This window comes from Verrucomicrobium sp. BvORR034 (assembly GCF_000739635.1).
Taxonomy (GTDB): domain Bacteria; phylum Verrucomicrobiota; class Verrucomicrobiia; order Verrucomicrobiales; family Verrucomicrobiaceae; genus Verrucomicrobium.
Window position 1 is genome coordinate 1 of sequence record NZ_BATQ01000171.1, and the last position, 14,956, is coordinate 14,956.

Annotated in this window: 11 protein-coding genes; 7 read left to right on the forward strand and 4 right to left on the reverse strand. The window is 62.5% G+C overall.

Annotation, left to right across the window (positions count from 1 at the left end):
- The 4 genes from BV034_RS29840 to BV034_RS36560 all read left to right on the forward strand — a co-directional run.
- Positions 1-483 (forward strand): hypothetical protein (locus BV034_RS29840; protein ID WP_265593620.1); only part of this gene is annotated, 483 nt, incomplete at its 5' end.
- A gap of 41 nt (positions 484-524) precedes the next feature.
- A complete protein-coding gene (locus tag BV034_RS29845) occupies positions 525-1,781 on the forward strand; it encodes a hypothetical protein (protein WP_050030601.1) in 1,257 nt (418 codons plus the stop codon).
- A gap of 59 nt (positions 1,782-1,840) precedes the next feature.
- Positions 1,841-2,221, forward strand: coding sequence for a hypothetical protein (locus tag BV034_RS29850; protein WP_050030602.1), 381 nt, complete (start codon positions 1,841-1,843; stop codon positions 2,219-2,221).
- Between the two features lie 139 nt (positions 2,222-2,360).
- Positions 2,361-3,305, forward strand: coding sequence for a hypothetical protein (locus BV034_RS36560; protein ID WP_265593621.1), 945 nt, complete (start codon positions 2,361-2,363; stop codon positions 3,303-3,305).
- A gap of 987 nt (positions 3,306-4,292) precedes the next feature.
- On the opposite strand, the gene BV034_RS36565 is transcribed toward BV034_RS36560, so the two are convergent.
- Both BV034_RS36565 and BV034_RS29865 read right to left on the reverse strand, forming a co-directional pair.
- Positions 4,293-4,433: a hypothetical protein gene (locus BV034_RS36565; protein WP_265593622.1), complete on the reverse strand. Its 141-nt coding sequence runs from the start codon at positions 4,431-4,433 to the stop codon at positions 4,293-4,295.
- A gap of 278 nt (positions 4,434-4,711) precedes the next feature.
- Complete coding sequence (locus BV034_RS29865; RefSeq protein ID WP_265593638.1) at positions 4,712-5,662, reverse strand: glycosyl hydrolase family 18 protein; 951 nt, start codon at positions 5,660-5,662, stop codon at positions 4,712-4,714.
- A gap of 290 nt (positions 5,663-5,952) precedes the next feature.
- On the opposite strand from BV034_RS29865, the gene BV034_RS29870 reads away from it, so the two are divergent.
- Genes BV034_RS29870 through BV034_RS29880 form a run of 3 tightly spaced genes read left to right on the forward strand, consistent with a single transcriptional unit; the run spans position 5,953 to position 11,045 of the window.
- Positions 5,953-8,466, forward strand: coding sequence for a DUF1592 domain-containing protein (locus BV034_RS29870; protein ID WP_081888227.1), 2,514 nt, complete (start codon positions 5,953-5,955; stop codon positions 8,464-8,466).
- A 49-nt stretch (positions 8,467-8,515) separates the two neighbouring features.
- Positions 8,516-9,769 carry a DUF1552 domain-containing protein gene (locus BV034_RS29875; protein WP_050030607.1) on the forward strand — a complete coding sequence of 418 codons (1,254 nt, stop codon included), beginning with the start codon at positions 8,516-8,518 and terminating at the stop codon, positions 9,767-9,769.
- A 37-nt stretch (positions 9,770-9,806) separates the two neighbouring features.
- The gene (locus BV034_RS29880; protein ID WP_050030608.1) at positions 9,807-11,045 is read left to right on the forward strand and encodes a polysaccharide pyruvyl transferase family protein; all 1,239 of its coding nucleotides are present in this window, start codon (positions 9,807-9,809) and stop codon (positions 11,043-11,045) included.
- Positions 11,046-11,569: 524 nt separating this feature from the next.
- Here the strand turns inward: BV034_RS29880 and BV034_RS29885 are convergent.
- Positions 11,570-13,237, reverse strand: coding sequence for a sulfatase-like hydrolase/transferase (locus tag BV034_RS29885; protein ID WP_050030609.1), 1,668 nt, complete (start codon positions 13,235-13,237; stop codon positions 11,570-11,572).
- Positions 13,238-13,277: 40 nt separating this feature from the next.
- A complete protein-coding gene (locus BV034_RS29890; RefSeq protein ID WP_265593623.1) occupies positions 13,278-14,753 on the reverse strand; it encodes a sulfatase-like hydrolase/transferase in 1,476 nt (491 codons plus the stop codon).
- Positions 14,754-14,956: the final 203 nt, after the last annotated feature.

Consider the following 14,956-nt stretch of genomic DNA (forward strand, 5'->3'; position numbering starts at 1 on the left):
GTGGGCATCTTGGGATTCTCCGCCGGCACCGCCGAGGCGGTCTTTGCGCTGGAGGCTCTGCCTGAGTCCATGCAGGTGGAGCACGTCGTGCTGCTGGGTGCATCCATCAGCCGGGACTACGACATGACGCAGGCGCTCAAGCGCGTGAAGCACCTCTACATCATCACCTCCACGCACGACCGCATGCTCAAGATCCTCATGCCCCTCTCCGGCACAGCGGACCGCAAGTTCCACGATCCCGGTGCCGGCATCAAAGGGTTCGTACTGCCAACCGGAGCCTCGCCCGCCACTCGTCGCCTGTATGCGGAAAAGATCGTCACCATCCACTACAGCAAGGAGTTCCGGAAGGACGAGGACAAGGGCCACCACTTCGACAACGTGAAGGAGGACTTCATTCGCGACCAGGTGGCCCCGCTCTTCATGGGGCATCCTGCGCCCAAACCCGGTGCTCAGAACGCATCCACGCCGCCACCCGCACCTTAACGTTGATCGCGCCTCCCTCCCGCAACTCCTGCCTCATGCTTATGCAGACTTCCCTCCACTCTATTGCGCTTCTGCTGGCCCTTCCCCTGTTGAGCTCCTGCTCCCTGCTCGGCCTGCGTAAACAGGTCGAAGCCCTGGAGGCCCAGGGTGGCGTGACCATTGAGGTGACCAATATGCCCGATGGCACCCGCCCCACCTACGCTTTGGCGTGGCGGATGGAGAACGGATTGCGCAAGGATTCCGCGGGCTTCCAGAAAGTCCGGCCCGACGGCATCGCCTCCTTCAACCTCAACCTCGACAGCACCTATCGCGTCGGGGCTTTCACGGATGAGAACGACAACCATCACTATGATGCCGGCGAACCGCTCGACTTCGTCAAGGACGTGCAACCCCTGTCCCTCAGCGATCCGAAGGCACGGGTGAAAATCTGGAAACTCACCCTGCACCGCAACCATGACCTGGCACCCGGCACGGTCATCGAGATGCCTGTGGAAAACAAGGCGCTCGGAGGCGTCACCCAGGTGGCACTGGGAGATGTTGCCTCATTGGATGAGCCACGTTTCGCCCCGGAGGTGGGCGGCAGCGGCCTCTGGCGGCCGCTCGACTTCCTCAGCACCAACACCCTCGGCCTCTACTTCACCGAGCCCTACGATCCGAGCCGCATCCCGGTGGTGTTTGTTTACGGCATCGGCGGCAGCCCACAGGACTGGCGTTATTTCATCGATCACTTTGACCGCAAACGCTACCAGCTCTGGTTTTACCACTACCCCAGTGGCATGCGGTTGGATCGCGTCTCCAGCGTGCTTGCCACGGGCCTCCGCGCGCTGCGTCAGCGACACCACTTCCCCGTCTGCTACGTGGTGGCGCACAGCATGGGCGGCCTGGTCTCCCGCACCGCCATCACCGAGGCCGTGAAGGATGAAGGCGTGAACTTTATCCCCAAGTTCGTCAGCATCTCCACGCCCTGGGGTGGCCATCAGGCCGCGGAGTCCGGCATCCGTCATCTGAAGAAGCCCGTCCCCTCCTGGCTGGACGTGCGTCCGGGCAGTGACTTCCTCCTGAACATCTACGCCACACCGCTGCCCAAGGGCACCGTGCATCACCTGATCTATGGTTCCATTGAAGGAGGGCCGTTCTACCTGAAGGGAGACAATGACGGCGTGGTCACCGTCGTCAGCGAGACCGACCTCCGGGTGAAAGAAGGCACCACCTCCTTCCGGCACCTGCTTCACGAGCATACCGAGATTCTCCAGAAGCAGGAGACGTTGGAATGGGTCATGGCATTATTGAAAAAATAGTGAATGGTATAAGCGACTCCAGCATCCACGCGCCCCATTCAACCCCAGCCCTCGCAGACATGCCCACCCTGTCCAACAGCTACGATCACTGCCAGCTTCTGAATCTGGGCGTCGGCCCCCAGGGACGCGGCCCCTTCCTCATCCGGCAGCAGGGTTCCGCCCCCGGCAGCACGACGCTGGATCAGATGCGCTACTTCCTGCGCAAGGATGGCACCTGGGTCCTGGGCCTGGCCGTCTATGTTCTGAGCGACGCCGAGCAGGAGGAGAACTTCCTCTATCCCACCAGCGCAGACGCCACCAATCTGCTCAGCTCCCTGACGGGTGATCCCGTGGTGGATGACAAGCTCCCTCCGGACAAAAGCGCAGAGGAACTCATCCTCGCCGCCAAGAAGACCATCACCGGACTCTGGGGCCATCTGAACCGTCTGAACGAGGTTTAGCCCTCTCCAGATCCAAGACGAGAACCCGGGTTCCTGAAATAACCTATACCCTCCTCCTCCTCACCGTTCATGCAAACGGTGAAAGAGGTTGCTTCAGAAATTTTGCAACCATTGCACGGGTGCGGTTTTCAACTCGTACATGAAGACACCACGCATCGTCTCGCTTCTCGCCGCCCTCAGTTTCACCACCGCCGCGTTCTCCCAGAGCCCTGGGCCCGGCCCCGATCAACCACCCGGCCCGCCTCCTCAACCCAGGAATAATGAAGGCCCGCGTGAGCGTGGAGACCAGGGCTCCGGCCCCCGTCACGACCAGGGTTTCCATCGCAACCCGCAGCAGCGCCCCGGTGATTCCCCGGAAAAACGCGAGCACATTGAAGAAGCGCTCAAACACCTCCGTGCCGCCGGTCTTGGCCACATGGCCGAGCGTATCCAGCAAGCCCTGAAGGACAACCCGCAAGGTCCGCAGGACCAGCAGAATCGCCGGGACTTCCGCCGCGGCCCGCGCAACCATGACCGCCGCCGTGAGGCCCCCTGGCAGTCCAATGCTGGCCCGCGCCGCTTCCACCACCCCCACCTTCCTTACGGCCCCGGCTTCGGATTCGGCTCAGGCCGCGACGGCCAGCCCGGCCCCTTCGGCCGGCCAAATTTCCAGGGTCGCGGTGAGCGCCGCCGCCACGGGTTCGAGGCACAACGCGCCGCCCGCCCCGGCAATCCTGGCACTCCCGGTGATGCCGATCTCCGCGCCGAGGTACAGCAGCTCAAGCGCGCCGTGGAAGAACTGCGCCGTGCCCTCCCCAACCGCGACAACCGCGCCGACGGACCTGGCCCCGACCGCCAGCGCCGCCCAGAATTTGACCGCCAGGACCAGCAGCGCCGCGAACAACCCCGTGGCAATGATCGCCGTGATGACGGCCCTCGTGCCGATGGCCCGCGCCATGAAGGCCCCCGCGGTGACGACCGCCGCCCCGAAGGCGCTCCCCAGTTTGGACCTCGCAATGAAGGACCTCGTCACGAAGGTCCCCGCCAGGACGGACCTCGCGGTGACAGCCCTCGTCATGAAGGCCCTCCCGGCGAGCGTCTGTGATTCAGGCATTCAGGACTGAGAAATAACTTCATCTCTTCACCAGACCCAAGGTCGACCAGCCGCGAACCGCGCGCGAGTCCACCTTGGGTTTGTCATTTTCGCGCCTCGTCCTCAGACGAAGCCACAAAGGGCTGTAACCCTCGCGGCCATGGGGCAGCCTTGGGCACGCGGATGTTTCCCACAGGTCAGACCTCGCATACGAGGAAACAAGTGCCTCCTCACGTCGACAACTACGACCGATGCGGCTGGCCAACCGGCAGAAGGCATTCTCAATTTCCCTCCGCATCCGCACACCCCCAGATGGCTCACGCCCCAACACTCACCCACCGGTCTTTGATCACCATCAACCCAGCGCCCCTGTAGTTGTCGACGTGAGGAGAATGAACCAATCGCGCGCGTTTTGGGGTGGCCGCCAAGGAACCACCTGGAGGTGCCCTTCTCAGTTCGAAGTTGATCCCCAGCGGGGATCTCTAACACAGCCCAACGTTGGACGAGCCCTAAGCGAGTCAACGTTGGGTGCCTCCGCAGAGGATGATCAGGTGGGGAGGCCGACAGCATCCGCTTTCTCTCCTCTGCCATCAACGCCTCCACGTCAGGCGGATGCGATGTCATGCACTGCCTGACATTCGCGGCAAGATGCCGCGAACAGCACGCAGGGATGCGTGCGCTCCCCGAGCTTCCCAGGCAAAGGCCACTTTGAGAAACGGCCAGACCACGTTTCACCACCCCAGGTTCCTTGGCAGGCACTAACTGAAGCGTCTGCAGTGTCGCCCTTGTATCATGTCACCAAGCGCCCCGGACGCCCCTGTGGGCTATGCCGACTCAGCAACCATAGCCGTCGCCCTACAACCCGGGGCATCCCCTCCTCCAACTCGGAGGCCTGCCAACATCCTCCCACCCCACATCCCCCAACGTCTGGCGGCGGTGCCGCTGTGGAGTGCGTGCGTGAAGCGCCGCTTTCGTGGATCGTCCGAGTTTTCTAGAACCTCAAAAGCTAAACAGGGTGCCAATCGCCCGCACGATCACCATCCCCCGCCGCCCCGGCGTTTCCTTCATCTCCTGGCCCCATCCGTCCGGCAGGACAAAGCGGCGCTTCACGCCGCACTCCATCCCGACACGTCGGGACACACGGGGCCATGCGTTGGATGCTCAATCAAAGCAGATCATCTACTGGCCAGCCATCTCGAGTGGCCATGCAACTGACATGCCCGGCAGGATGTCGGCAACAGCACGCAGGATTCGCAAGCTTCCCTATCATGACGCTCCAAGGTCAGTGGGGACCGCACGCTTCCAGCGTGCCACCTTCTGCATCCTGCAGAAGGTTCAGGCTCACCGCACCCCAACATTCCCCTGCCACCCCCATCTCCCGCCTCACCCATCACCTCAAGTCTTGCGTCTTGTGTCTTCTAGTCTTGAGTCTTTTTGATCTCTCCATCAATCGCGCGCAACAACGACTCCGGCCCCGGCACATCCAGATCCAGAGACCAGATCATCACACCTGCCAGACCTTTCTCCAGCGCCAGGCGCGTCTTGGCCTGGATCGTGGGAATGCCATTGTACCAGATGGTGCTGCCCACTTGATCCTTTGACGCAGCATCCGGGTGCTGCGCCAGAATCGTCGCATACGGATAGTCGCGTTTCTTGAACGCTTCACCAAAGCCGTAGCCATAGAACGGCACCCCCAGCACGGCCTTGGCAGGCGGCAGCCCGCGCTTCAGCCAGTAGTCCACGCTCTCCCTGGCAAACTCCAGGGACGAATGCTGTCCCGGCCGGTCTGGCGACCAGTAGCCCGCGCCGTCATAGGCCATGATGTGGATGTAGTCCATCTGCGCCAGCACAGCATCCGGCACCCGGTCACCGCCATACCCTTTGGAAAGCGCCGCAGTCAGCAGATAGCCCTTCGCCTTCATGAGCGGAGCCAGTGCGGCAATGAAGGGTCCATAATCCTCGGTGATGGAAGGCCCTTCGATATCCACGTCCAGTCCATCGAATCCGTGGCGCTCCACATAGGCCACCAGGCGTTGCGCGAACGCCTCGCGCTGGCCCTCCCCCAGCAGCCGCCCATAGCGCGCTTTCAGCACCTTGTCTCCGGACGCCGATCCGCCTCCGATGGACACACACACTTTCACACCATGGCGCTTTGCCTCGCGCAGCAGCGCGGCGTTCGCCTCATAAAAGGAAAGCTCTCCCTCATCGTTCACCGGATTCTCAAACGCCACATTCAGATGCGTCACCCGCTCATACGGGATCTGGGTGGCGAAGGTCTTCAGATCGATCCAGTTCGGCACATAGGCCACCACCATCTTCCGCCCCGGGGTCCCGACCTCGCCCATCAAGCCTGGCAGCGCCAATAACATCGCCACCGTCGCCCAAGCACAGCTCAGACAAAGGGATCGGGCACGGGATCGCAGTGATGCAGGGAGACACATCCCCGCAGCATGAGGGAAGCCGCCCGCCTCGACAAGCCTTCTGACCTCCCTCTCGGATTTCACTTCCGCATGAGTTTCCCGACTGCATCCCCTGGAGAAAGCAACTTTCCTCATGCTCATTCCCCGGCCTGCCTCGAATGGTGCAACACCGGGCAAAATCCCTCCGTTCAGGTGACAGCACCGCCGGGCCTGCCCCGTGCATCGCATTCCTCTGTCCCATGTCCTCGCCTCGTTTGCCAGCTCTCTGCCTGCTCGCGCTTGCCCCCGCCACCACTTACGCGGCCCCAGCCCCCATGCCTCCGGCTGCATTCAACACCCAGGTGAGACCCCTGCTCGAAGCCCATTGCACAGACTGCCATGGGGAGGACGTGCAGAAAGGCGGACTCCGGCTCGACAACCTCGCGACAGATTTTCAGGACGAAAAGCTGGCCGCCAAGTGGACCCACATACTGGACAAAATCACCTCAGGCGAGATGCCGCCCAAGAAACAGGAGCGGCCACCCCAGCCCGTCGCGGCCGCGGCCACCACTTACTTGCGGAGCCAGCTCCACGCCGTCTCGCTCACCCGGCAGCAGAAGTACGGTCGTGTCACACTGCGCCGGCTCAACGGTCGGGAGTATGAGAACACCCTCAACGACTTGCTGGGCACGAAGCTGTCCTTGAAGGACATGCTTCCCGAAGACGCCACCACGGCGGGCTTCGACAACGTGAGCAGCGGGCTGGACCTCTCCGCCACGCACTTCCTCCTTTTTCAGGAAGCCGCTGCCAAGGCCGTTGCCGCGGTCATCCCGCCTCATCCACCCATGCCCTTCAGCAACACCCGGACGGGGCTCGAGATGACCCAGAAGGGTCCCAACTTCAAACAAGGCCTGGGCCGCAACTCCAGGCTTCAGGGTGACGCGCTCCTCATCTACAGCAAGCTCCCCCGCTACGGCCTCTGTTCCACCGCCCCCGTCCCGGCCGCGGGACGCTACCGCATCCAGATGAAAGCCTGCGCCGTGGGCGCGGAGGGCAAGCCCATCCCCGTCGGCTTCATGACCGTGATGAACAGCGGTCGCGAAGGCCCCATGTTGCGTGAAGTACGCGACATCCCGCAGGGAGAGCCGCAGGTCATCGCATTCGAGTTTGACCTCGAACGCAACCAGTCCTTCGTCGCCAATCTTCTCACCAGTTGGGACATCCGCGGCTTCAAGAAACCCATCGAAGAATACACCGGTCCCGGCCTGCTGGTGGAGTGGCTCAAGATTGAAGGGCCGCTCGATGCCTTCCCCTCCCCTGCCTACAACACCCTCTTTGCAGGCGTGCTGCTCAAGCCCCGCTCTGTGGCCAAGGCGGAAAGCACCGGTGCCAAAGTGCCCAAGATCCCGGAGAACCGCAGCGAGTTCCAGTGGAACAACGACCCCCTGGTTCCTGTTTCCTCAAACCTCAAGGAGGATGCCACCCGGCTCATCCGTGCGTTCCTCCCCAGGGCTTTCCGCCGCCCCGTGGACGACGCCACCGCCCAGCACTATGTGCAGAAGGTGCGCCGCCGGCTGGATGAGGGCGCGTCCTTCCTCGATGCCATGAGCTACGGGTACAAGCTCATCCTCTCCTCGCCCGACTTCCTCTTCCTGGACAGCGCTCCGGCCGCCGCCCCTGCGCCAGATGGCACCCTGCCCAGCACCCGGCTGGATGACTACGCCCTCGCCGAGCGGCTCTCCTATTTTCTCTGGTCCAGCCTGCCCGATGAAGAGATGCTCACCCTCGCCGCCAGCAGGAAGCTCAGCAACCCCGATGTGCTCCATGCCCAGGTGGAGCGCCTGCTGAACTCGCCCAAGGCCGCACGGTTCACGGAAAACTTCGCCGGCCAGTGGCTGGACCTGCGCAAGATCGACTTCACCATCCCCGATCCCCAGCTCTACAGCGACTTCGACAACCTCCTCCTCTGGGCCATGCCCCTGGAGACCCAGGCGTTCTTTGATGAAGTCCTGCGCCACAATCTGAGCCTGCTCAATTTCGTGGACTCTGACTGGAGCATGCTCAACGAACGTCTCGCCGCGCTCTACGGGATTCCAGGAGTCAACGGCAGCACGCTCCGCAAGGTGAAGCTCCCCGCAGAGAGCCGCCGCGGCGGCGTGATGACCCAGGCTTCCGTGCTCAAGGTCACCGCAGACGGCACCCGCACCTCCCCCATCCTGCGGGGCAAATGGGTGCTGGAGCGCATCATTGGCAAGCCCCCCTCTCCCCCGCCGCCAGACATCCCCGCCATCGAGCCCGACATTCGCGGTGCCACCACCATTCGTCAGCAGCTCGATCTGCACCGGAACTCCACCGCCTGCGCCTCCTGCCATGTGCACATCGATCCACCCGGCTTCGCCCTGGAAAACTACGATCCCATTGGCAACTGGCGCGACTTCTACCGCGTGACCACCCGCACCAAGGCAGGTGCAGTAAACCTGCCCTACACCAGCCGCGCCGTCTATCGAGGTCCCGATGTGGAGAAAGGCAGCGTCACCCATGAAGGGCGGGCTTTCAACGACATCACCGACTACAAGAAGATCCTGCTCGAGGACAAAGACCAACTCGCCCGCAGCCTCACCCAGAAGCTCATCATCTACGCCACCGGGGCCGACATCCAGTTCGCCGACCGCGAAGTCGTTGAAGCCATCATCACCAAGATCCGCCCCACCCACTACGGCCTCCGCGATCTGGTTCATGAAATCACCCAAAGCCGCGTCTTCTTGAACAAGTAGCTCCCGGTTCCCTCTTCCCGCCTCCCTTACCCCTTTTCCCTCTCCCCCTATGCTCGACCGCCGCACCTTCCTCCGCGCCTCGGGAGTCGCCATTGGCCTGCCCTTCCTCGAAGCCATGCTGCCCTCCCGTGCCAGTGCCAGTGCCAGCGCCGCTGCGGCAGGCCAGCCGCAGCGGATGGTCCTGGTGGGCCAGCCGCTCGGCATGTACGGGCCCAACTTCTTTCCGGAAAAGGCGGGCCGGGACTATGTGCCCAGCCGCTATCTCAAGAACATCGAGGCCTGTCGCGAGCAATTCACCGTCTTCTCCGGCATGTCTCACCGCTATGCCGCGGGGCACTTTGCGGAGGTGGGCCTGTTCACCGGCGTGGCCCCGGAGCTCATCCGGGACAAGGACATCAAGAACGGCATCTCGCTGGACCAGGAGGCCGCCTCCCACATCGGCAACCAGACGCGCTTCCGCTCGCTCATCCTCGGTGGCGGCGATGTTTCATGGAACCGCCGCGGCGTCCGCCTCCCGGCCGAGAGCCGTGCCACCCAGGTCTTCCGGAAGCTCTTCATCGCCGGCACACCGGAGGAGGAGACCCGGGAGCTGCAGCGCATCAAGGACGGCCAGAGCATCCTCGATGACGTGGGCGACCAGATCCGCGCCCTCAATCGCAAGGTGGGCCACCCTGACCGGGAGCGATTGGACCTCTTCCTCACCTCCGTGAGAGAGGCAGAACAATCCCTCCAGCAAGATGAGCACTGGAGCACCAGCCCCAAGCCCAAGGTGGAGCTCAAGCAGCCCACCACCGACTTCGGCGGCCCCCAACTGATCGAGCGCTCCCGCCAGTGGTATGACATCGTCCACCTCGCCCTGCAGACCGATTCCACCCGCGTGATCTCCCTATGGCTCGGCACCCAGGAGCGTCCTGAGATCGATGGCGTGAACCTCGGCCACCACGACGCCTCCCACCATGGGCTGGATCCCGCCAAGCTCGAGCAACTGGCCCTCATCGAGGAGGCGGAGATCAAGGTCTTCGGCGAGTTCCTCGCCAAGCTCAAGGCCACCACTGACGGAGATCGATCGCTCTTTGACCGCACCGCCGTGCTCTACGCCAGCAACCTTGGCAACTCCTCGAACCACGACAATAACAACCTCCCCATCCTCCTCGCCGGCGGCTCCTTCAAGCACCAGGGCCACCTCGCCTTCGACACGAAGAACAACACCCTCATGTCGAATCTCTACGTGCGCATGCTCCACCACATGGGCATCGAGACCTCCACCTTCGGCGCGAGCAACGGCATCATCAGCGAGGTGTAGGCTGGACAAGCCCCCCTCCTTCTTCCACAAATAGCACATGAACCGCCGGCGCTTCCTTCACACCACTCTCGCATCCGCCACTCTGCCGTCCTTCGTTTCCGCCCAGGAGACCAAGGCAACAAAGCGCATCCTCCTCCGCTCCTCCTGGCAGACTGTGAACATCGGCGACATCGCCCACACCCCGGGCATGCTGCACCTGCTGGAGAAGCACCTGCCTGACTACGAGGTCACCCTCTGGCCCAGCAGTGTGGAAAACGGTGTGGCCGAGATGCTGACCAAGCGCTTCCCCAAGCTCAAGATCCTCGCCGCCACTGCGGAGGCCAAGAAGGAGGCCTTCGCCACCCACGACTTCCTGCTGCATGGCTCCGGGCCCGGCATTGTCGGGCAGAAATCCATTGTTGAGTGGACGGAAAAGACCGGCAAACCCTACGGCATCGGCGGGGTCACCTGGAGCGGCGGCAAGGACAACGGCGAAGCCATCAAGGTCATCAGCGGCGGCAAGTTCGCCTTCTTTCGCGACTCCGTCTCCCTGGAGCTGGCCAAGTCAAAAGGTGCCACCTGCCCCATCATGGAGTTCGGCCCGGACGCCACCTTCGCCTGTGATCTGGTGAACGATGAACCCGCCGCCGCCTGGCTCAAGGAAGTCGGCCTGGAGGACGGCAAGTTCGTCTGCTGCATCCCCAAACTGCGCAACACTCCCTACTGGGAGATCAAAAAGGGCGTGAAGTTTGACGAGAAGAAAAACGCCCGCAACGAGGAGATGAAAGAGCACGACATCGCCCCGCTGCGCAATGCCGTGATTGCCGTGGTTCAACAGACGTCCATGAAGGTGCTCCTCTGCCCGGAGGACGCCAGCCAGATGAAGCTCAACAAGGAGATGATCTACGACAAGCTTCCGGAAGACGTGAAGAAGAAAGTCGTCTGGCGGCAGGACTACTGGCTCACCGACTTCGCCCAGAGCGTGTACAACCGCAGCGCAGGCCTCTTTGGCAACGAGCAACACAGCCCCATCATGTGCATCGGCCACGGCATTCCCGCCATCGTCTGCCGGTACAAGGAACAGACGAGCAAGGGTTTCATGTGGAAGGACATCGGCCTCAGCGAGTGGTTGTTCGACCACGACTTTGATGAAGCCGAAAAAGGCCTCACCACCGCTGTGCTCGCGATTGTGAACGATCCCGCCACCGCCAAGGCCAAGGCGCTGAAAGGCAAGGCCGTGGCAGATGACCGCATGAAACGCATGATGGATGTGCTGCGGGCCAGCTTGGAAGGGTGAATGGTAAGCGGTTAGGGGTAAGTGGTGGGTGATGTTTAACCACAGAGAGCACAGAGGGTTTTGGAATGGGATTGGTGGGGTGTCGAAGGGCAAGCGACATCGCAAGCAATAGAACACCCCCCTCCTATCACCCCCAAACACCTGCTCCCACTTGTCCCGACGCGTCGGGATGGAGTGCGTGCACGACGCGCCGCTTTCGCGGCTCCCACCCGTTTCCTCGAACTTTGGATAGACGAGCAGGACGAGAGACATCCGCCCCCTCGCAGTCCAAAGCCTCCCTCCCACAACATCCCAGAGTCATTGGGAAGCGCAGTCGGCTCGACTGCCGTTCTCGGCGGCCCGCCGGGAACTCAGCATCGGAGAGACAGAGTTCGCTCAATGTCCAGGTGCCACCTGAACTGAGCTTCGGGCGCCCCCCCTTGCAGCAGTCGAGCCGACTGCTCTCTCCCCCGACCTCACCCCTGCCAACACCTGGCGGCGTCCCGATGCATCACCGCACTTATAGTCGGCTCGACTACTCCCCCTCACCGTACCGAACCAGCCACGCCAGCTTTCACAAACTCCTCCAGGCTCAGGACGCCATCATGATCGGTGTCAAATCGCTCAAACCGTTTCGGTGCCTCCTCAGGATCGCGCTGATTGCGCAGAAACTCTTCCTTGGTAAGTTTCGCATCGCCATCCTTGTCCTTGCCCTTGAACATCTCTTCACGCGTCATCTTCCCGGCTGCGGTGGGGGCTGGCACTTGAGCGGGTTTCGCCTTGCCTTTGATCTGCGGTCGGGGCTCAGGCTGTGACGCCAGCAGGGCCTTCAATCTGCCCAGTACTTCCGGCCGCTCGGGAGCGAGGTTCTTGTGCTCCTGCGGGTCAGCCTCATAGTCAAAAAGCTCGTACACAGCCTTCTCCGGCGCACCACCAATCTTGTTCCACTCCACGAGGCGATAGCGGTCATCACGCACGGCCCTTCCGAGGAGCTCGTTGCGGGGATAGACATGCGTCACGTGATCGCGAAACTTCGAACCCGGATCGTCCAGGAGCGGGACGAAGCTTCTGCCATCAAGCCCCTGCGGCGCAGGCAGTCCGGCCAGGGCGGCAAGCGTGGGATAGATGTCCACCGTCTCCACCAGTGCTGAGGTAACACCGCCCTTTTTGCCGGGCATCGCAATCATCAAAGGAATGCGCGCGGCGAGTTCGAAGTTGGTGTGCTTCCCCCAAATGCCGTGGTCGCCCAGATGGTAGCCATGATCACCCCACACAACCACGATGGTGCTGTCGGCAAGCCCTGAGGCATCCAGTGCCTCCAGCACCCGGCCTACGCAGGCGTCCACATAGCTGGTCGCCGCATAGTAGCCGTGTATGAGGTGCCGTTTCATCTCCGCGTCCAGCACCTGCCCGCCCTGGGGGATTTGTTTGTACTTCCGGAGTTCATCGGTGCCCGGCGCGGCAGCCGTCGGCGAACCTTCCGGCAGAGCATCCGTCTCAAAGAGGGGCAGCTTGGTCGCATCAATGCCATCCCAATATTTCTTCGGCGCCACGAAGGGAAGATGCGGACAGCGAAAACCGGTGGCGAGGAAAAACGGCTTGCCCGCAGACTTGAGAGCCGCCATGCGCTTCACCGCCTCTGCCGCCGTGATCCCGTCGTCATAGGTGTCATCCGGCACGTCCGCACTCTCCGTGGCCGCACCGAACACGCCTGCTCCCCGGGATCCGCCTTCAACCTTCGACGGGCGGTTCTCCTCCCGGGCATAGTAGTCCGCCTTGGGATGGAAGGGCTTCTCAGACCAGGAGGCCGGATCGTCGTGGTTGCCATGGCCCGTGTGCAGGATCTTGCCCACGGCGGAGGTCTGGTAACCGTGGTCGCGGAAGTACTGCGCCAGGGTGACCGCCTCAGGCCGGGCGTCGCGAAAGTTCGTGGAAAGATCATAGATGCCAAGTGTCTGCGGACGCAGCCCGGTCATGAGCGCATTGCGCGATGGCGCACACACGGCCTGGTTGCAATAGGCGCGATCCAGCCGGAGCGACCGCGCCGCCAGCCGGTCCAGGTTCGGAGTTCGGGCATGGACATCCCCATAGCACCCCAGCGCGGGCTTGAGGTCATCGATGGCGATGAAGAGCACATTCGGGCGGGACGGGGCGGCTGCCTGGCCGAGGGTCGCCAGGATCAATGAAACAATCGTGAGCAGAAAAGACCTCATGGGTGGTGGGTAATGACAGTGAAGTTGGTCTGACAACGTCTCAACGGTTCTCCTGTGCGCGAAGCAGGGGAAAGAAGTCGATGTAATGCCCGCCATCGAATCCGGACTGCGTCTTGCGCAGCTCCGCGGCGGCTTTCTTCCGCAGCTCATTCAGCAGGGGCTTGTGCTCCGGGCTGGCGGCCAGGTTGACCAGCTCCTCAGGATCCGTCTTCAGATCATACACCTCCTCTTCGCGATCTTCTCCGGCGTAGGCCACATACTTGTACCGGCCGCTGCGGATCATGGTCCAGTCGTACATGGCATCCAGACCCTTCCCACCTTTCTGGATGAAGCGCCGGGTCCTCTCCATCATTCGTGGGATGTCCCCACCCATGGTGTTCTGCACGTTGGTCAGCAGCATGGCGTCGCGCGGCAGGACTGCCGTCGGAGTTTTGAGCAGGGGCACCAGACTCATGCCGTCCATGGTCTCCAGCGGCTTCAGTCCCGTGATCTCGTGCAAGGTGCGGACCACATCGGTCTGGTTCACCGGCTCGTAGCTGACAGCATTCTCTGCATAGTGGCCGGGCCAGCGGAAGATCAGCGGGCCGCGCAGCGCGGCATCGTACGGCGCATCCTTTTTCCCTATCAGTGCGTGCTGGCCGTAGGCGATGCCTTGATCCGCCGCAAAGACCACCACCGTGTTCTCCAGTTGTCCCGACTCCTCCAGCGTGCGCATGAGACGACCCACGTTCTCGTCGATGGCCATCACACACTCATGGTACTGGCGGATCTGCGACTCCACCCTGTCCCACCGGGGCGTGGGCAGATCACGGATGTAGGCAGGCTTGCCTTCCCGGTGGGTCAGGCTGGTGGGTTGCGGAATGGGCCCTACAGCGGCCAGCGCCCCCTGATGACGTTCCGCCGGCTCGACCGGTTTGTGCACGCCGCAATAACACAGCCACAGCAACCACGGTTTGTCTCCTGCCGCCTTGTCCTTGATGAAATCCACCGCCAGATCGGTGTGGCGGTCCACGCTGTAGCCGCCCAGATCTACGGGTGTAGCCCCGTTGATGCTGACCTTCTGGCCGTGGTAGTAACCTCCAAAGGTCTCCGCGTCGCTCGTCCAGTGAATGGCAGTGTCCCAGTCAAGCCCCACCGCGGGTGGGCGTGGGTTGACGTGCCATTTGCCTATGATGCCCGTGCGGTACCCGTTCTCCCTCAGACGCCGTGGCCACAGCGGATGTTCCTTTTCCTCCTGCGCCAGCGCCGCCGTGTCGAGCTTCGCCCCTGTGAAAGCGCCCCGGGCCGCATGGGGAAGGTTTCCCGTCAGGAAGCTCACGCGGGAAGGGACACAGTAAGCCGCCATGTACACATTGTGAAAGCGCACCCCTTTGGCCGCCAGCGCATCAATGTTCGGCGTCTTCACCCACGGATAGGCGTCGGGGTAGCAACCCACTGTCCGCACACTCTGATCATCGGTGAAGATGTAGAGGACATTGGGCGGCGTACTGGCGGCGCTGACCATGCCTGCGGACATGATTAGAAGGAAGGCTGCCAAGATGGCTTGCATAAGGAAACAGCAGATGAGGGGAAGGTTGCGGTGTGCACAAGCCTGAAGATCCAGTCTGAAGCGTCTCATAGAGGGTGGTCAGTGTCCCGAAATGTCCTGCAGCGCGAAACGGTTGCACTTTTTCGCCAGGATTCAGGAAGTTGCCACCCGTGGCGCGATGGGAACCCAGC